Origin of the sequence: Sinorhizobium mexicanum (genome assembly GCF_013488225.1) — a bacterium.
In the GTDB taxonomy this organism is placed as follows: domain Bacteria; phylum Pseudomonadota; class Alphaproteobacteria; order Rhizobiales; family Rhizobiaceae; genus Sinorhizobium; species Sinorhizobium mexicanum.
The window spans coordinates 2,337,315-2,355,802 of sequence record NZ_CP041238.1 but is presented as its reverse complement, the minus strand read 5'-3'; the positions used below and the strand labels follow the sequence as shown (position 1 = coordinate 2,355,802).

The 18,488-nt window shown below is 64.1% G+C and carries 16 protein-coding genes; 14 read left to right on the top strand and 2 right to left on the bottom strand.

Annotated features, from left to right (window positions below; all coding sequences use genetic code 11):
- The first annotated feature begins 56 nt into the window (after positions 1–56).
- The 4 genes from cobU to cobO are packed head-to-tail and all read left to right on the top strand — an operon-like array spanning position 57 to position 6,402.
- A complete protein-coding gene (gene cobU, locus FKV68_RS11080; RefSeq protein WP_180937901.1) occupies positions 57–584 on the top strand; it encodes a bifunctional adenosylcobinamide kinase/adenosylcobinamide-phosphate guanylyltransferase in 528 nt (175 codons plus the stop codon).
- A 3-nt stretch (positions 585–587) separates the two neighbouring features.
- Positions 588–1,652, top strand: a complete 1,065-nt coding sequence (gene cobW / locus FKV68_RS11075) for a cobalamin biosynthesis protein CobW (protein ID WP_180937900.1) — start codon at positions 588–590, stop codon at positions 1,650–1,652.
- Positions 1,653–1,663: 11 nt separating this feature from the next.
- Positions 1,664–5,761, top strand: a complete 4,098-nt coding sequence (gene cobN / locus FKV68_RS11070) for a cobaltochelatase subunit CobN (protein WP_180937899.1) — start codon at positions 1,664–1,666, stop codon at positions 5,759–5,761.
- On the top strand, positions 5,758–6,402 hold the full coding sequence (cobO, locus tag FKV68_RS11065; protein ID WP_180937898.1) for a cob(I)yrinic acid a,c-diamide adenosyltransferase: 645 nt from the start codon (positions 5,758–5,760) through the stop codon (positions 6,400–6,402). The genes cobN and cobO overlap by 4 nt, the downstream gene beginning before the upstream one ends.
- 145 nt (positions 6,403–6,547) lie before the next feature.
- On the opposite strand, the gene FKV68_RS11060 is transcribed toward cobO, so the two are convergent.
- Positions 6,548–7,333, bottom strand: coding sequence for a TSUP family transporter (locus tag FKV68_RS11060; RefSeq protein ID WP_180937897.1), 786 nt, complete (start codon positions 7,331–7,333; stop codon positions 6,548–6,550).
- A 470-nt stretch (positions 7,334–7,803) separates the two neighbouring features.
- Here FKV68_RS11060 and FKV68_RS11055 point away from each other — a divergent pair, with 470 nt between their 5' ends.
- From FKV68_RS11055 to cbiB, 5 genes are all read left to right on the top strand, one after another.
- Positions 7,804–8,259 (top strand): cobalamin biosynthesis protein, encoded by a 456-nt coding sequence (locus FKV68_RS11055; protein WP_180937896.1) that lies wholly within the window; start codon positions 7,804–7,806, stop codon positions 8,257–8,259.
- A gap of 136 nt (positions 8,260–8,395) precedes the next feature.
- Complete coding sequence (cobA, locus tag FKV68_RS11050; protein WP_180937895.1) at positions 8,396–9,238, top strand: uroporphyrinogen-III C-methyltransferase; 843 nt, start codon at positions 8,396–8,398, stop codon at positions 9,236–9,238.
- Positions 9,235–10,539 (top strand): cobyrinic acid a,c-diamide synthase CobB, encoded by a 1,305-nt coding sequence (locus FKV68_RS11045; protein ID WP_180937894.1) that lies wholly within the window; start codon positions 9,235–9,237, stop codon positions 10,537–10,539. The genes cobA and FKV68_RS11045 overlap by 4 nt, the downstream gene beginning before the upstream one ends.
- Complete coding sequence (cobD, locus tag FKV68_RS11040) at positions 10,536–11,537, top strand: threonine-phosphate decarboxylase CobD (protein WP_180937893.1); 1,002 nt, start codon at positions 10,536–10,538, stop codon at positions 11,535–11,537. Before FKV68_RS11045 ends, cobD begins: the two co-directional genes overlap by 4 nt.
- Complete coding sequence (cbiB, locus tag FKV68_RS11035) at positions 11,538–12,521, top strand: adenosylcobinamide-phosphate synthase CbiB (RefSeq protein ID WP_180937892.1); 984 nt, start codon at positions 11,538–11,540, stop codon at positions 12,519–12,521.
- A 46-nt stretch (positions 12,522–12,567) separates the two neighbouring features.
- Here the strand turns inward: cbiB and FKV68_RS11030 are convergent, their stop codons facing one another.
- The gene (locus FKV68_RS11030) at positions 12,568–13,305 is read right to left on the bottom strand and encodes a Crp/Fnr family transcriptional regulator (protein WP_180937891.1); all 738 of its coding nucleotides are present in this window, start codon (positions 13,303–13,305) and stop codon (positions 12,568–12,570) included.
- 216 nt (positions 13,306–13,521) lie between these two features.
- Between FKV68_RS11030 and hemN the strand changes: the two genes are divergently transcribed.
- The 5 genes from hemN (at position 13,522) to FKV68_RS11005 (ending at position 18,473) form a co-directional block, all read left to right on the top strand.
- Positions 13,522–14,871, top strand: a complete 1,350-nt coding sequence (gene hemN / locus FKV68_RS11025) for an oxygen-independent coproporphyrinogen III oxidase (RefSeq protein WP_180937890.1) — start codon at positions 13,522–13,524, stop codon at positions 14,869–14,871.
- Between the two features lie 111 nt (positions 14,872–14,982).
- Positions 14,983–15,270, top strand: a complete 288-nt coding sequence (locus FKV68_RS11020; protein WP_010969581.1) for an acyl carrier protein — start codon at positions 14,983–14,985, stop codon at positions 15,268–15,270.
- A gap of 224 nt (positions 15,271–15,494) precedes the next feature.
- Positions 15,495–15,971, top strand: coding sequence for a 3-hydroxyacyl-ACP dehydratase FabZ family protein (locus FKV68_RS11015; protein ID WP_180937889.1), 477 nt, complete (start codon positions 15,495–15,497; stop codon positions 15,969–15,971).
- A 2-nt stretch (positions 15,972–15,973) separates the two neighbouring features.
- Positions 15,974–17,176, top strand: a complete 1,203-nt coding sequence (locus FKV68_RS11010; RefSeq protein WP_180937888.1) for a beta-ketoacyl-ACP synthase — start codon at positions 15,974–15,976, stop codon at positions 17,174–17,176.
- 13 nt (positions 17,177–17,189) lie between these two features.
- Positions 17,190–18,473 (top strand): beta-ketoacyl-ACP synthase, encoded by a 1,284-nt coding sequence (locus FKV68_RS11005; protein ID WP_180937887.1) that lies wholly within the window; start codon positions 17,190–17,192, stop codon positions 18,471–18,473.
- Positions 18,474–18,488 lie beyond the last annotated feature (15 nt).

Here is an 18,488-nt window from a genome sequence, read left to right as displayed (position 1 = left end):
GAGCGTGGGGCCCGCCCATTTCCGGTTGAAGCCGTCAGTGAACTGAGGCCGGCCGCATGACCATTCCCAACGCCGGACCGATCCTCGTCCTTGGCGGCGCCCGATCCGGCAAATCCTCTTTCGCGGAAAGGCTCGCCGAAGCCTCCGGACTGCCGTTGCATTACGCCGCCACGGGTCGAGCCTGGGACGACGAGATGCGCGATCGCATCCGCCACCACCAGGAGACGCGGCGCGGCAAGGGCTGGACGACCCATGAAGAGCCGCTCAATCTCGTCGGCTTGCTTCGCCGCATCGACGATCCGGCTCGCGCGATCCTTGTCGATTGCCTGACGCTTTGGGTCACCAACCTGATGATGGAAGAGCGCGACATAGCCGCGGAATTCGCGGCGCTTGCCGCCTTCCTCCCCGAGGCGCGGGCGCGCCTCATCTTCGTTTCCAATGAGGTCGGCCTTGGCATCGTTCCGGAAAACCGGATGGCGCGCGATTTTCGCGACCATGCCGGCCGCCTCCACCAGATCGTTGCGGAGAAATCCGCCGAAGTTTACTTTGTCGCGGCCGGATTGCCGCTGAAAATGAAGGGTTGATCCATGACACTCGCCAAAGCCAACCACGGCAAGATCCCGGCCACCGTCATCACCGGGTTCCTCGGCGCCGGCAAGACGACGATGATCCGCAATCTGTTGCAGAACGCAGACGGCAAGCGCATCGCGCTGATCATCAACGAGTTCGGCGATCTCGGCGTCGACGGCGACGTGCTGAAGGGCTGCGGCGCGGACGCCTGCTCGGAGGACGACATCATCGAACTCACCAACGGCTGCATCTGCTGCACGGTGGCTGACGATTTCATCCCGACCATGACGAAGCTGCTCGAACGCGAAAACCGGCCCGACCACATCGTCATCGAGACATCGGGCCTTGCCCTGCCGCAGCCGCTGGTCGCCGCGTTTAATTGGCCGGATATTCGCAGCGAAGTGACGGTCGACGGCGTCGTGACCGTCGTCGACAGCGCCGCGGTTGCCGCCGGCCGCTTTGCGGACGACCACGACAAGGTCGATGCACTTCGCGTCAACGACGACAACCTCGACCATGAGAGCCCGCTCGAAGAGCTCTTCGAGGACCAGTTGACCGCCGCCGACCTCATCGTCCTCAACAAGACCGACCTGATCGACGCCTCGGGCCTCAAGTCCGTTCGCGACGAGGTGGCTTCGCGCATCAGCCGCAAGCCGACGATGATCGAGGCGAAGAACGGCGAAGTGGCTGCCGCCATCCTGCTCGGGCTCGGCGTCGGCACCGAGGGTGAGATCGCCAACCGCAAGTCGCATCACGAAATGGAGCATGAGGGCGGCGAAGAGCACGACCACGACGAATTCGACAGCTTTGTCGTCGAACTCGGCGCGATCGGCGATCCCGCGGCCTTCATCGACCGGCTGAAGGGCGTGATTGCGGAGCACGACGTGCTGCGCCTCAAGGGCTTTGCCGATATTCCCGGCAAGCCGATGCGCCTCCTGATCCAGGCGGTTGGCAGCCGCATCGACCAATATTACGACCGCGCCTGGGCGGCTGGCGAACCACGCGGCACGCGCCTCGTCGTCATCGGCCTCCACGACATGGACGAGGCCGCGGTACGCGCCGCGATCTCTGCGCTGGTGTGATCGGATAGAAAATGCACCTGCTTCTCGCCCAGAAAGGCACGATCGCCGATGGCAACGAGGCGATCGATCTCGGGCAAAGCCCGGCCGACATCCTGTTCCTCTCGGCCGCCGACACGGAGCTTGCCTCGATCGCCGCGGCCTATGGACGGCGGGCGGGGGCGAGGACGTTGCGCATCGCCAGCCTGATGAATCTGATGCATCCGATGTCGGTCGACACCTATGTCGAGCGCACGGCACGGCACGCGAAGCTGATCGTCGTCCGCCCGCTCGGCGGTGCCAGCTATTTCCGTTACGTGCTCGAGGCGCTGCATGCGGCAGCAATTGCGAACACGTTCCAGATCGCGGTGCTCCCGGGCGACGACAAGCCGGACCAGGGTCTCGACCCGTTTTCCACGGTGTCTGCGGAGGACCGCGAGCGCCTCTGGGCCTACTTCACCGAGGGCGGCGCCGACAATGCCGGACTCTTCCTTGATTATGCCGAGGCGCTGATTTCCGGCGGCGAGAAGCCGCAGCCGGCGCGGCCGCTCTTGAAGGCGGGTATCTGGTGGCCGGGCGAGGGGGTGACCGGTGTCGACCGGTGGCGTGCGATTGCTGGCTTGCCGGATGCAGCGACCACTGCAGACGAGAAGAAGGAATTCAGACCCACCGTCGCCATCTGCTTCTACCGCGCCCTCGTGCAAAGCGGCGAAACCAAACCCGTCGAAGCCTTGATCGACGCGCTTGCGGCCGAAGGCATGCGGGCGCTTCCGCTCTTCGTCTCGAGTCTCAAGGATCAGGTCTCGATCGGCACATTGCAGGCGATCTTCGCTGAAGCCGCTCCGGATGTGGTGATGAACGCCACCGGCTTTGCCGTCTCCGCGCCTGGTGCCGACCGCCAGCCGACGGCGCTCGAATCGACGGGGGCGCCGGTGCTGCAAGTGATCTTTTCCGGATCCTCCCGCGCCGCCTGGGAGGCTTCGCCGCAGGGGTTGATGGCGCGCGATCTCGGCATGAACGTCGCGCTGCCCGAGGTGGACGGCCGCATTCTCTCGCGGGCCGTCTCCTTCAAGGCGGCGTCGGTCTATGATCCGGCGGTGGAAGCCAATATCATCGGGCACGAACCGCTTGCCGATCGCGTCCGCTTTGCCGCGCGGCTTGCCGCCAACTGGGCGCGGTTGCGCCGGGCAAAGCCGCAAGCGCGCCGCGTAGCGATCGTCATGGCCAATTATCCCAACCGCGACGGGCGCCTTGGCAACGGCGTCGGCCTCGATACGCCGGCCGGCACCATCGAGGTGCTGAAGGCGATGGCTGCGGAAGGCTATCCCATCGAAGGTTTTCCCGAGGACAGCGACGCGCTGATGCGCTTCCTGATGGCCGGGCCGACCAACGCGGCAAGCCGCGACCGCGAAATCCGTGAGGTCATTTCGCTCGCGCAATACAAGGACTTCTTCGGTTCCCTCCCGCAGCAGATTCAGGAGGAGGTGACGGCGCGCTGGGGCGAGCCAGAAGCCGATCCATTTTTCCTCAACGGCGCCTTCGCGCTGCCGCTCGCGCGCTTCGGTGATGTTGTCGTCGGTATCCAGCCGGCGCGCGGCTACAACATCGATCCGAAAGAAACCTATCACGCCCCGGACCTTGTGCCGCCGCACGGCTATCTCGCCTTCTACGCCTTCTTGCGGCAGGTGTTCCACGCCGACGCGATCATCCACATGGGCAAGCACGGCAATCTCGAATGGCTGCCCGGCAAGGCACTGGCGCTTTCGGAGACTTGTTACCCCGAGGCGGTCTTCGGTCCGACGCCGCATCTTTACCCCTTCATCGTCAACGATCCGGGCGAGGGAACGCAGGCCAAGCGCCGCACCAGCGCCGTCATCATCGACCATCTGACGCCGCCCTTGACGCGTGCGGAATCCTATGGGCCGCTCAAAGACCTCGAGGCGCTGGTCGACGAGTATTACGAGGCGGCCGGCGGCGACCCGCGGCGGCTCAGGCTCCTGAGCCGGCAGATCCTGGATCTCGTCCGCGACATAGGCCTCGATCAGGACGCCGGCATCGAAAAGGCCGACAGCGACGACAAGGCGCTGGAAAAGCTCGACGCCTATCTCTGCGACTTGAAGGAAATGCAGATCCGTGACGGGCTGCACATCTTCGGCGTCGCGCCGGAGGGGCGTTTGCTGACTGACCTCACCGTGGCACTGGCGCGGGTGCCGCGCGGCTTGGGCGAGGGCGGCGACCAGAGCCTGCAGCGGGCGATTGCGTCGGACTTGGGGCTGGGTGATGCATCGGCGGGATCACCCCCCTCTGTCCTGCCGGACATCTCTCGTGGCTCCACAGCGCCGCAACATGAGGCGAAGCCAGCGTCTCAGCAACGCGAAGCGAGTCCCGCAGCCCTACCGCCCCAGGCGGATCCGACGGCAGAAGGTGCAATTGTTAGCGGTAACGTCGAACAACCGAGAATCAGCGGCAACGTCGAGGGACCGAGCGGTCGCCATCTGCCAATCTCCCCCCTTGTGGGGGAGATGCCCGGCAGGGCAGAGGGGGGTACGGTTCCGCAGTTGCAACCTTTCGACCCCCTTGACTGCGTCATGTCCGCGCCGTGGAACGGCCCGAAGCCCGCGCCTCTCGCCGCCGTCTCGGATGCACCCTGGCGCACCGCCGGCGATACGGTCGAGCGTATTGAACTCCTCGCGGGGAAGCTGGTATCCGGCGAGGTCGCCTGTCCCGCTGGATGGCCAGCCAGCCGCGCTGTGCTCGACGAGATCGATGCGCGCCTAAAGCCCTCGATCGAAGGCTCCGGGGAAGCGGAAATCAAAGGCCTGCTTACTGGGCTCGATGGCCGCTTCGTGGCACCCGGGCCGTCCGGCGCGCCGACGCGCGGCCGTCCCGACGTGCTGCCGACCGGCCGCAATTTCTATTCCGTCGACAGCCGCGCCGTGCCGACGCCGGCGGCCTATGAGCTCGGCAAGAAATCTGCCGAATTGCTCATCCGCCGCTACCTGCAGGACCATGGCGAATGGCCGTCCTCCTTCGGGCTCACCGCCTGGGGCACCTCCAACATGCGCACCGGCGGCGACGACATCGCCCAGGCGCTGGCGCTGATCGGCGCCAAGCCGGTCTGGGACATGGCCTCGCGCCGCGTGACCGGCTACGAGATCGTGCCGCTCGCAGTGCTCGGACGCCCGCGCGTCGATGTCACGCTCCGGATTTCCGGTTTCTTCCGTGACGCCTTCCCGGAGCAGATCGCGCTTTTCGACAAGGCGATCCGCGCAGTCGGGGCTTTGGAAGAGGACGACGCCGATAACATGATCGCCGCGCGCATGCGCGCCGAGACGAGGCGGCTGGAAGAGATCGGCGTCGAGCCGAAGCAAGCCGCGCGGCGCGCCTCCTATCGCGTCTTCGGCGCCAAGCCGGGCGCCTATGGGGCCGGGCTGCAGGCGCTGATCGACGAGAAGGGCTGGGACAAGCGCGGCGATCTCGCTGAAGCCTATCTCACCTGGGGTGGCTACGCCTATGGCGCCGGCGAGGATGGCAAGGCCGAGCGCGGACTGTTCGAGGAACGGCTGCGAACCATCGAAGCGGTGGTCCAGAACCAGGACAATCGCGAACACGACCTGCTCGACAGCGATGACTACTACCAATTCGAGGGCGGCATGAGCGCTGCGGCGGAGCACCTCGCCGGCCAGCGCCCGGCGATCTACCACAACGACCATTCGCGTCCGGAAAAGCCGGTGATTCGCTCGCTGGAAGAGGAGATCGGCCGGGTCGTGCGCGCGCGCGTGGTCAACCCGAAGTGGATCGATGGCGTCATGCGCCACGGCTACAAGGGCGCCTTCGAGATCGCTGCGACGGTCGACTATATGTTTGCCTTCGCCGCGACGACCGGCGCCGTGCGCGATCACCATTTCGAGGCCGCCTACCAGGCATTCATCACCGACGAGAAGGTCCTCGATTTCCTGCGCGACAAGAACGCGGCCGCGCTTGCCGAAATGTCGGACCGTTTCCTGGAAGCGATCGATCGCGGCCTCTGGAATCCGCGCTCCAACTCGGCGCGTTTTGAACTGAACAGTCTGTCCGGTGACGCGGCCGTCCGTCGGCTGCGCGCTGGAACGAATAGGGAGAGATCACCATGAGCGACGAAACAGTAACCAGCGGCGAAGCCGGGCCGGAAAAGGATGAAGCCCGCCACGCCATGAAGATGGCGAAGAAGAAGACCGCGCGCGAAAAAATCATGGCGACGAAGACCGACGAAAAGGGCCTCGTCATCGTCCACACCGGCAAGGGCAAGGGCAAGTCGACCGCCGGCTTCGGCATGATCTTCCGCCACATCGCCCACGGCATGCCCTGCGCCGTCGTGCAGTTCATCAAGGGCGCCATGCACACCGGCGAGCGCGACCTGATCGAAAAGCATTTCGGCGATCTCTGCCAATTCTACACGCTTGGGGAGGGCTTCACCTGGGAGACGCAGGACCGCGCGCGCGACGTGGCGACGGCCGAGAAAGCCTGGGAAAAGGCCAAGGAGCTGATCCGCGACGAACGCAATTCCATGGTTCTGCTCGACGAGATCAACATCGCGCTGCGCTACGACTACATCGATGTCGCCGAGGTCGTCCGTTTCCTGAAAGAGGAAAAACCGCACATGACGCACGTGGTTCTGACCGGCCGCAACGCCAAGGAAGATCTGATCGAGATCGCCGATCTGGTGACTGAGATGGAACTCGTCAAACATCCGTTCCGTTCCGGTATCAAGGCGCAGAAGGGCGTCGAATTCTGACGGCTCAAAGCTGGCAGTTCTACGGCGCCGCGCATCCTATCTGACGCGCGCGCAAAGGACGCTGTCGCACTTTGAATTGCTGCATGTTCTTATCCTTGAAGCGGCTACGATTTAAGGAAACATGCAGTAGCGCGCTCCTGGGCCTTCACATGCCAAGCCAGATCCGGAGCGGATGCGCCGGGTCGGCCAGCAGACGGACCGCCAACGCGATCGAGACCACGACGAGCAGCGGCTTGATGATCTTCGCGCCCTTCGCCATCGCGAAGCGCGAGCCGACCTGTGCTCCAAGGAACTGCCCCGCGCCCATCGTCAGGCCGACCTTCCAGAACACCACGCCATAGGCAAGGAAGACGAAGAAGGCGCCGAGATTGGAGCCGAAATTCAGAAACTTCGTGTGGGCGGTCGCCTTGATGATGCCGAAGCCGCCGAGGGTGACGAAACCGAGCATGAAGAAGGAGCCGGTCCCGGGACCGAACACGCCGTCATAAAAGCCGATGAGCGGCACAAAGGTGAGCGTGAAGGCGAGCTTCGTAATTCGGTGGTGCCTTTCGACGTCGCCGATGTTGGGCTTGCAACCGAAATAGACAGCGATCGCGATCAGCAGGAAGGGCAGAACGGCCTTGAGCGCGTCGGCGGGAACGACCGTCGCGAGCAGGGCGCCGAAGACGGACCCGAGCGCCGCCATCGCCGCCATCGGCAGCTGCTCCTTCAGGCTCACATGGCCGTACCGCGCATAGGCGAGGCTTGCGGAACCCGAACCGAAGAGCGATTGCAGCTTGTTGGTGCCGAGCGTTTCGAGCGGCGGAATGCCGGCGATCAGCATGGCGGGAATGGTGATCATTCCGCCGCCGCCGGCAATCGAATCGATGAACCCAGCGATGAAGGCTGCAGCGAAGAGGAAGAGAAGAATGTGAAGGGCGAGGTCGTGCACGGGAGGCTCGGGAAGCGGAATGGCAGCGGAATTGTTTCCGCCTTGTGTCAGAGCCGGAACGGAAATGCAAAGGGCAGATTGCGGGTTTGCTGCACGCCTCCGCGGATTTGATGCCCAGTTTTCCTGAAACCGACCAAGGATGAGACGCGATGCGCCCGTCAACCTGCACCGTTTACGACACGCCGATGTCGCAATCCGGTTTGACCGGCCGGATGGGCTCCGGTAAAAATGACAATCATGCGACGGCGTCTGCTTCGAGCAGACTGTAAGAGCGTCCGGTGCGGCCGACCCATACAGGGGACCTGATCCGGTGCTGTCCAGACCGGTGCGGCTATCTGCCCAGGCCGGCGCTTCGTATGGAACGCCGACCGCTGCCGGTATCCGGAGATTTCCGAAGCTGTGCAGCAAATCACGGAGCAGCTTTGCGTATCGAGGCGGATACGCGACGCTGCGGGGGAGCCGCACAGCATATGCCTTCGGTCAATCGACCAACTGTCACCAAGCTTGTACTCGGCCTTGGCTGCGAGCGGAACACCGCGTCCGAGGAAGTGATTGCGCTTGCCGAGCAGGCCCTTTCAGAAGCCCGTCTCGAAAAGCGTGACATCGATTTTGTCGCCTCGCTCGATGCCCGTGCCGAGGAGGCGGCGATCCATGCGGCCGCACGGCATTTTGCCGTGCCGGCGCGCTTCTTTGGCGCGTCGACGCTGGAGGCGGAAACGGCGCGACTGCAGAATCCCTCGGAAATCGTCTTTGCCCATACCGGCTGTCACGGCGTGGCGGAAGGCGCGGCACTTGCCGGCGCCGGCCGCGATGCGGTGCTGATCGTGCCGAAAATCCGCTCGGCCCGTGCGACTGCGGCGATCGCCGGTCCCGCACGCGCAACCGGAGCGGCCACAATCCGGACAAAGCGCGTGGGGGACGCCTGATGGCTTTCTCCGCTTGTCTCCATGTTTCGTTAGACGAGCAGATTCAATGCTCTGTCGTCGATTTCTATCAAAACAAATTACCTGCCTTACAGGTTGAAACAGGTCTGCTGTCCCGCGGGACCTCAAGGATCATGCCATGACGGATGCATTTTTTGCCGGTCTACCAGAACTCGAACCCGGTTCCGTCTGGCTGGTCGGCGCCGGGCCGGGCGATCCCGGGCTTTTGACGCTGCATGCCGCCAATGCGCTGCGCCAGGCCGATGTCATCGTCCATGATGCGCTGGTGAACGGCGATTGCCTGAAGCTCGCAAAACCCGGTGCTGCCCTCGAATACGCCGGAAAGCGCGGCGGCAAGCCTTCGCCGAAGCAGCGCGATATTTCGCTTCGCCTTGTCGAACTGGCGCGCGCCGGAAACCGCGTGCTCCGCCTCAAGGGCGGCGACCCCTTCGTCTTCGGCCGCGGCGGCGAGGAAGCCTTGACGCTTGTCGAGCATCGCATTCCGTTCCGGATCGTTCCGGGCATCACGGCCGGCATCGGCGGGCTTGCCTATGCCGGTATTCCAGTGACGCACCGGGAGGTCAATCATGCCGTGACCTTCCTGACCGGCCACGATTCCTCGGGCGTCGTGCCGGACCGGATCAACTGGGAAGGCATCGCCAAGGGTTCACCGGTGATCGTCATGTACATGGCGATGAAGCATATCGGCCAAATCACCGCCAATCTCATTGCCGGCGGCCGCTCTCCGGAAGAGCCGATGGCGTTCGTCTGCAATGCAGCGACACCGGCGCAGGTGGTGCTGGAAACGACGCTTTCGCGCGCCGAAGCTGATGTCGCGACCTCCGGCCTCGAGCCGCCGGCAATCGTCGTCGTCGGGGAGGTCGTTCGCCTGCGCGCGGCGCTCGACTGGGTCGGCGCACGTGATGGCCGTGTGCTGGCGGCGGATCCCTTCGCAGACCGTGTCCTGCGAGATCGCGCATGAGCGGTCTTCTGATTGCGGCCCCGAGCTCTGGCTCGGGGAAGACCACGGTGACGCTCGGGCTGATGCGGGCACTGAGGCGGCGTGGGATCGCCATCGCACCCGGCAAGGCCGGGCCCGACTATATCGATCCCGCCTTCCACACCGCCGCAAGCGGTGAGCCCTGCTTCAACTATGATCCCTGGGCGATGCGCCCCGAGCTGCTCGTTGCCAATGCCGCGCAGGTGGCGTCCGGCGGCCGCACGCTTGTGGTCGAGGCGATGATGGGTCTCTACGACGGCGCCGCGGATGGCACCGGCGCGCCGGCTGATCTTGCTGCCACGCTCGGGCTCGCCGTGATTCTCGTCGTCGACTGTGCGCGTTTGTCTCATTCGGTCGCGGCGCTGGTGCGCGGTTACACCGACTACCGCGACGATATCCGCGTTGCCGGCGTCATCCTCAACAAGGTCGGCAGCGACCGCCACGAGATGATGCTGCGCGATGCGCTCGACCGCGCACGCGTGGCGATTTTCGGCGTGCTTCGGCAGGACAGCTCCCTGAAGCTGCCGGAGCGTCACCTGGGCCTGGTGCAGGCCGGTGAACACGGGGGCCTGGAACCGTTCATCGACCACGCGGCGGACTTCGTGGAGGCGAATTGCGATCTCGGCGCAATCCTGGCTGCCGCAACACCCTCGCCGCCGGGGGCAGCCAACTCGGAAATCACCGCGATGAAGCCGCTCGGCCAGCGAATCGCTGTCGCCCGCGACGTCGCCTTCGCCTTCTGCTACGCACACCTTATTTCCGGTTGGCGGATGCAGGGCGCGGAAATCTCCTTCTTCTCGCCGCTCGCGGATGAAGCGCCCGAAAGCGGTGTAGACGCGATTTATCTTCCGGGCGGCTATCCCGAACTGCACGCCGAAAAGCTGGCCGGGGCAGCGCAGTTCCGCAAGGGCTTGCAAGGCGCAGCGGAGACGAGCGTGCGCATCTTCGGCGAGTGCGGAGGCTACATGACGCTCGGCGAGGGGCTTGTCGCCGCGGATGGCAGGCGTTACGAAATGCTCGGCCTTCTGCCGCTGGTGACCAGTTTTGCCGAGCGCAAGCGGCATCTCGGCTATCGGCGCGTCGCGCCGCTCGACAACGCATTTTTCGATGGAACAATGACGGCGCACGAGTTCCACTACGCGACCATTGTATCCGAAGGCGCGGCTGAACCGCTCTTCGCGGTCCATGACGCTGCGGGCAGCAATCTCGGTTATGCCGGCCTCCGGCGGGGGAGTGTCGCCGGCTCCTTCATGCATTTGATCGATCTCTCGGGCAGACAATGACCGCTCCCATCCTACATGGCGGCGGGGTTACCGAGGCCGCCGCGTGTTTCGGCGGTACTCCGGCCGAATGGCTCGACCTTTCGACCGGCATCAACCCGCGTCCGGTTTCCTTGCCGGAGATCGATCCCAGTGTCTGGCATCGCCTTCCGGACCGCCATGTCGAGGAGGCGGCGCGTCTTGCCGCAAGCCGCTACTATGGAACCGGTGATGCCATGCCCCTGCCGGTGCCCGGCACCCAGGCCGCGATCCAGTTGCTGCCGCGGCTCGCTGACGCCGGGAGACGTGCCGCCGTCTTCGCGCCGACCTATGGCGAATACGCCCGCGTGCTCGCGGCTGCCGGCTTCGCGGTCGATCCCGTCCAGCGCGCCGACGATCTTGCCGCCGCGCACGGTCTCGCCGTAGTCGTCAATCCCAACAACCCGACCGGGCGGCTTTTTCCGCCTGAGGAAATCCTTACCATGGCGGGCGCCATGAAAGCGCATGGCGGCTTGCTGGTGGTCGACGAGGCTTTTGGCGATCTCGAGCCGGATGCGAGCGTCGCCCGCTATGCAGCAACCTCCGACAATCTCATCGTCTTCCGCTCCTTCGGCAAGTTCTTCGGCCTGGCAGGCCTGAGGCTCGGCTTCGTCATCGCTCGCGCTTCGATCCTTGCAGCGTTCCGCGAGTGGCTCGGTCCCTGGGCGGTCTCCGGCCCGGCACTCGCCATTTCGGCGAAACTCATGGAAGGTGACACCGAGGCAACCGCGAGGAGCATTGCTGCGCGCAGGGCTGGGCTCGATGCGGTACTCAGAGCAGCCGGCATGAAGATCGCGGGCGGTACGGGCCTTTTCGCTCTGGTCGAGAGCGACCGGGCATGCGAGCTTCATACCGCGCTTTGCGAAGCGCACATCCTGACGCGCAAGTTCGACTACAACCCGCATTGGCTCAGGATCGGCCTCACCCCGGACGAAAACGGCGATCGGCGCCTTGCTGACGCCTTGCAGCGGACAGGTGTGTAAGTGACTTTTGAAATTTTTCTCATCCTCGTTGTCGCACTGGTAATCGACCGTCTGGTCGGTGATCCCGACTGGCTCTGGGAGCGCGTGACGCATCCGGTCGTCTTCTTCGGCAAGGGGATCGGGATTTTAGACGAGGCGCTCAATCGCGGTAGGGCGGGGCCGGCGGCCCTCAAGATGAGGGGGCTCGCGGCGATCGCGTTTCTGCTCTTGGCAAGCATCGTGGTCGGCGTCGTGTTTCATCGCCTGTTCGATGTGCTGGGCGCCGTTGGCTTTCTGCTGGAGGCCATCGTCGTTGCCGTCTTTCTTGCACAGAAGAGCCTCGCCGATCACGTGAAGCGCGTGGCGCAGGCACTGCGTGAAGACGGGCTTGAAGGCGGCAGGACGGCCGTGTCGATGATCGTCGGCCGCGATCCGAAGACGCTCGACGAGCCCGGTGTCTGCCGGGCGGCCATCGAAAGCCTTGCGGAGAACTTCTCGGATGGGGTCGTGGCGCCCGCCTTCTGGTACGCAATCGCCGGGCTTCCGGGCCTGTTCGCCTACAAGATGCTGAATACGGCCGATTCGATGATCGGCCACAAAAGCCCGAAATATCTGCATTTCGGCTGGGCGGCGGCACGGCTGGACGACCTTGCCAATCTGCCGGCCGCGCGCCTTTCGATCCTGCTGGTAGCCGCCGGCGCCTATTTCAAGCGCGGTGCGGAGGCGGCACGGACAGCAATGGATGTCGCGCGACGGGATCACGGCCTCCATCGGTCACCGAATTCCGGTTGGCCCGAGGCAGCGATGGCGGGGGCGCTGGATCTCCAGCTTGCCGGGCCACGGACCTACAGCGGCGTGACGGTTGACGAACCGATGATCAACGAGCCCGGCAGGTCGATGGCGACGCCGGAGGATATCGATGCCGCCGTTTCCGTCTTTTATGGCGCCTGCTCGGCGATGGCGCTGAGCTTTGCCGTCGCGGCTTTGGTTGCGTCGCTGTTCTGAGCGTAAGCGGTCCGGCCAGCCGCGGAGAAGCCGCTATGCCGGTGCATCAATCCATCCCGGCGAAGCGCATCAAGCGGTCGATGTCCGGTACAACGACCCGGCGGCTGTTCTCGACGCGGATCACCCCCTCCTTACGCAGCTTGGTGATCTGGCGGCTTACCGTCTCGATGGTAAGGCCGAGATAGTCGGCGATGTCGGCGCGCGACAGTGGCAGGTCGAATTCGCTCGCACGGCCATGCTCGGGATCGATGTGGGAGGCGATGAGGTAGAGAAAGCTCGCGACCTTTTCCTGCGCGGTCTTGCGGCCGAGCGTCAGCATCCAGTCGCGTGCCTCGTCGAGCTCCTTCAGGGCCTGTTCGTGCAGCCGGTGCTCCAGGCCAGGCACTTCAGAGACGAGCCGCTCGACGACCGCGCGCGGGAAGGCGCAGATATCGATGCCGGTTGCTGCCTCGGCGCTCAGCGCACTTTCGCGGGTGAAGGGCCGGCCCATGAAGTCGGGCGCGAACTGCAGACCGACGATCTGCTGGCGGCCGTCGGAGAGCATCTTGCTGAGCTTTACCACGCCGCGAATGATGTTCGCATAATTGTTGGTCGTTTCGCCCTGGCCGACCATCTCGCTGCCTGGATCGACGCGCCGGCGTGTCGAATGGCGGCTGAGTTCGGTCAACTGGCTCGGCGTGAGTGTGCTGCAGACCCCGCCGTGGCGCGCCTCGCAGGCGGCGCAGACGACCGGAATGTCGGAATTATGGATGTCCTTGCGGCTTTTTTCGCTCACGATCTGCAATTCTTCTAATGCCCCGCTTTATGTACCAAAAAGACCAAAGAGGATTGACGCCCGCAAAGCAAGAGTTGACGGGTGCTAATTCCCGAACCGCGAAACTATGTCTCAGACAAGATTGCGAATCGTCAATTTCCGGGTGGTTTTGCGGCGCACTTGATCAAAATCAAAGGCGGCTGTGGCACGCTCGCTTATCTCTCCGTCACCTGCCTGGAGAGAAAGATGGAAGACGCACTCGTTCTGAAATATACGGCGCCGGTGCCGCGCTATACCAGTTATCCGACCGCCCCGCACTTTTCCGAAGCGATCGGCAACGCGGAATACGAGGGCTGGCTTGGCGCGATCGGCGAGGGCGAGACCTTGTCACTCTACGCACATATTCCTTATTGCGACCGCCTGTGCTGGTTCTGCGCCTGCCATACGAAGCAGACGCTGCGTTATGATCCGGTGACCGCCTATTTGGCGGGCTTGCACCGGGAGATCGAGGCGATCGGTCAGCAGGTGACGGGCGGCGCGCGTGTGACCGCCTTGCACCTCGGCGGCGGCTCGCCGACGCTCGTCCGGCCGGACGATCTCATCGCGCTGAAGAGCCAGTTCTCGCAGCATTTCACCTTCGCCGAGGATTGCGAGATCAGTGTCGAGATGGACCCGAACGATCTTGACGAGGCGCGTCACGACGCCCTCGCGGCGATCGGCATGAGCCGGGCGAGCTTCGGCATCCAGGATTTCGATCCGGTCGTGCAGAAGGCCATCAATCGCATCCAGACCTATGAGCAGACGCGTGACGCGATCGAGGCGTCGCGGGCGCGCGGCGTCCGTTCCGTCAATTGCGACGTACTCTACGGCTTGCCGCATCAAACGATGGCGACGCTTGAGCGGACGATCGAGGCGGTGTTGTCGCTTGGCCCCGATCGCGTCGCGCTGTTCGGTTATGCCCATGTGCCGTGGATGAAGAAGCATCAGCAGATGATCCCGGAGGAGAGCCTCCCGGGTGTTGTCGCCCGCTACGCCCAGATGGCGCGGGCGGCGGAGATGCTCGTCGCGTGCGGTTACGAGGCGATCGGCATCGACCATTTCGCGCGGCCCTCCGATACGCTTGCCGTCGCCAGCCGGGAAGGGCGCTTGCGTCGCAATTTCCAGGGCTACACCGACGACACGGCAGAAACGCTGATCGGCCTCGGGGCTTCGGCGATCGGCCAGTTTCGCGAGGGCCATGTGCAGAACATGCCGGCGACCGGGGAATATCTGCGCCGGGCGGAGCAGGGTGGCCTTGCCGCCGTTCGCGGCTATGCGCTGACCCCGGAGGATCGGCTGCGAGCACGGGTGATCTCGCTCGTCATGTGCGAGTTCGGCTTCTCCTTCGAGCGCATCGAAGCGGAATTCCCGCTGATCGCCGCATCGGTCATCGAGGAGGCACGGCTCTTCCGTGCACGCGATGCCGAAGGCCTTTCGACGATCGAGTCCGGCGTCTTCAAGCTGACGGCGCGTGGTCGGCCCTTCGCCCGCTCGGTTGCGGCCGCCTTCGACGCCCATCTTTCGAACGGGCGCGGCCGCCACTCGGTCGCTGTTTAGCAACACCGCATTTTGAATCGCTAAAGCAATCGGCATGGCAGAAGCCAAGAGGCATTGGCTTTTGCCGTGCATTTTTCTATAGGGATCGCCAAGACTCGATTTTCATGAGGTATGCGCGTGACAGCAACATTCGACAAGGTCGCCGATATTATTGCGGAAACCAGCGAGATCGATCGCGAGACGATCAAGCCGGAGAGCCACACGATCGATGATCTCGGCATCGACAGCCTGGACTTCCTCGACATCGTTTTTGCGATCGACAAGGAATTCGGGATCAAGATCCCGCTCGAGCAGTGGACCCAGGAAGTCAACGAAGGCAAGGTTTCGACCGAAGAATACTTCGTGCTGAAGAACCTCTGTGCGAAGATCGACGAACTTCGGGCGGCCAAAGCGGGATGAGGAAAAGTGTGAAGCGGTTTTCCGCCCGCATCCCGCTTTGCTTTGTTGGAATCGATCACGTTTATGATTTTGGTTTTTCAAACCAAAATCACGTGATCTAGGGCCTGATTGACCTTCCGTCGACGCGGTTCGACCCGTTTCACGATGCCGCCTGTCGCGTCCCGCGCTTGACAGGCGGCATCGGCGTTTTTACTTGAGCCCGAAACCAACGGGGATGAGCCTTCATGCTCCTTGAATACTTCCAGATGATCGACCGCGTCGAAACGGTGGATCTTGCGACGGGCCGCCTGACGGCGCGATCGGTCGTTCCGGAAAAGAGCCCCGTGTTCGAGGGACATTTTCCGGGTTATCCCTTGGTTCCGGGCGTGCTCCTGATAGAGACCATGGCGCAGGCCTCGGGCTTTCTCGTGCTGGCCGCCACGAAATTTGCGGCGATGCCGTTCCTGATGTCTGTCGACGGCGCCAAGATGCGCACGTTCGTGGAGCCTTCCACCGAGCTTGAGATCGAGGCTTTGCTGGAGCATGAAGGGTCCGGTTTTGCCGTGACGAAGGCGAAGATTACCTCGGCCGGCAAGAAGATATGTGATGCCCAGTTGAAACTGAGGACGATGCCGTTCGATCAGGTGCCTCTCGGCGATATCGTTCGCAAGCGCGCCGAGGAGCTGGGACTGATGGCCGCGATGGCCGGTTCGGAGAAGTGAAGATGACGAAATCCGCAAACGACGTGGTGATCACCGGCGTCGGCATCGTGACGAGCCAGGGGGTAGGCGTCGAGCCGCATGTCGCGCTTTTGGCCGCCGCCGGACCGCCGAAAGTGCGCGTCGAGACCGAACGTTTCGCTCCCTATCCGGTTCATCCGCTGCCGGAAATCGACTGGTCCCAGCAGATCGCCAAGCGTGGCGACCAGCGGCAGATGGAAAACTGGCAGCGCCTCGGCGTCTTTGCCGCCGGTTTGGCGCTTGACGACGCAGGGCTAAAGGACAATCTCGAAGCCTGCGGCAGCATGGATATGATCGTGGCCGCCGGCGGCGGCGAGCGCGACATCAACGTCGACTCGCTGATCGTCGACGAAGGCCTGAAGCGCAACGACCGCGAGCAGCTCCTCAACGAGAAGCTGACGACTGAACTGCGGCCAACGCTCTTTCTGGCGCAGCTCTCCAATCTGCTCGCCGGCAACATATCCATCGTCCACAAGGTGACGGGCTCTTCTCGCACCTTTATGGGCGAAGAGGCTGCCGGCATTTCGGCCTTCGAAACTGCCTTCGCGCGCATCAAGGCCGGCCAGTCGACCCACACGCTCGTCGGTGGCGCGTTTTCGGCCGAGCGTATCGATATCATCCTGCTGATCGAAGCCATCCAGGGCTGCGCGGTTGGCGACTGGCATCCGATCTGGTCGCGCAAGCCGGAGGACGGCGGCGGCCTCATCCTCGGCTCGGTCGGCGCATTCCTCGTGCTCGAATCACGCCAATATGCCGAGGCGCGCGGCGCCCGCATCTACGCCTCGATCGAGGCGGTCGGTGGCGATCGCGGCAGCCGTCAGGATGGGCGGCTCGAGGCACGTCTTGCCGAGCTAGCGGCACCGGCTGCCGCCTTCGAGCCGCAGTCGACCGTGGTCTTTTCCGGCACCTCAGGCTTCCACGATCTCGCCCGCCGCGAGAAGAACTTTCTCGAAACGACACTCGCCGGTCGGCCAATTCGCGCCTATGGCGGTCTCGTCGGGCATGGCATCGAGGCACAGTTTCCAGTGGGCCTGGCGCTGGCGGCGCTCTCGCTCGGCCACGCCGCCAAGGTCCCGCCCTTCGATGCCAATGCTGAAACCGTGATGACGGCACCCGCCAAGACGGCGGTCGTGACGACGATCGGCCACGCCCGCGGCGAAGGCGTCGCCGTGCTTTCTGCGGAATAAAGGGGCTCGAACCATGAGCAAGGCATATACGGATCATCTCGGCCGCCCAATTGTCGCCGTTACCGGCATGGGCGTCATCACCTCGTTGGGCCAGGGCCTTAAAGACAACTGGGCGGCGCTTTCCGGCGGCGTTTCCGGCATCCACAAGATCACCCGTTTCCCGACCGAGGGCCTTTCGACCCGCATCAGCGGTACAGTCGATTTCATCGAGTTGCCGGCCGAAAATGCGGTCGAGCGCTCCTATGCAATGGCGCGCGAGACGACACTGGAGGCACTGGCGCAGGCCGGTCTCTCCGGTGATTTCAATGGCCCGCTGTTCCTCGCTGCTCCACCGATCGAACCGGAATGGAGCGCACGCTTCGAGCTTGCCGACCGTTCGCCGCCGTCCGAGCGGCCGGGCGACGCCTATAACCGTTTCCTCGCGGCAATGCGGCAGAAGGCGGATCCGGTGTTTCACGAGGCCGTGCTCTTCGGCTCGATTTCGGAGCGCCTCGCTGACCGCTTCGGCACCCGCGGCCTGCCGGTCACGCTTTCGACGGCTTGCGCTTCCGGTGCGACGGCGATCCAGCTCGGCGTTGAGGCGATCCGCCAGGGCCGCACCGATCGCGCCTTGACGGTCGCAACGGACGGCTCGGTCAGCGCCGAGGCACTGATCCGCTTCTCGTTGCTTTCCGCGCTCTCGACCCAGAACGATCCGCCGGAAAAGGCATCGAAACCCTTCACCAAGGACCGCGACGGCTTCGTCATCGCGGAAGGGGCCGCGACGCTGGTGCTTGAATCGTTGGAAGCGGCCATTGCCCGCGGCGCACGCGTCTACGGCATTCTCAAGGGTTGCGGCGAAAAGGCCGACCTCTTCCACCGCACGCGTTCGTCGCCGGATGGCGGCCCGGCGATCGCGACGATCCGCGCCGCACTCGAGGACGCCGGTATCGACGAGAGCGGCATCGGCTATATCAATGCCCACGGCACGTCGACGCCGGAGAACGACAAGATGGAATATCTGTCGATGTCGTCCGTCTTCGGCGAGCGCCTGCCGACGATCCCGGTTTCGTCGAACAAGTCGATGATCGGCCATACGTTGACGGCGGCCGGTGCGGTCGAGGCGGTCTTCTCGCTGCAGACGATGCTGACCGGCACGCTGCCGCCGACGATCAACTACCAAAACCCTGACCCGGCGATCGTTCTCGATGTCGTGCCGAACGTGAAGCGCAGCCAGCAGGTCACTGCCGTGCTGTCGAACTCCTTCGGCTTCGGTGGTCAGAATGCCAGCCTTGTCATGACCACCGAGCCGGCGTAAACCCACGGCCCACAA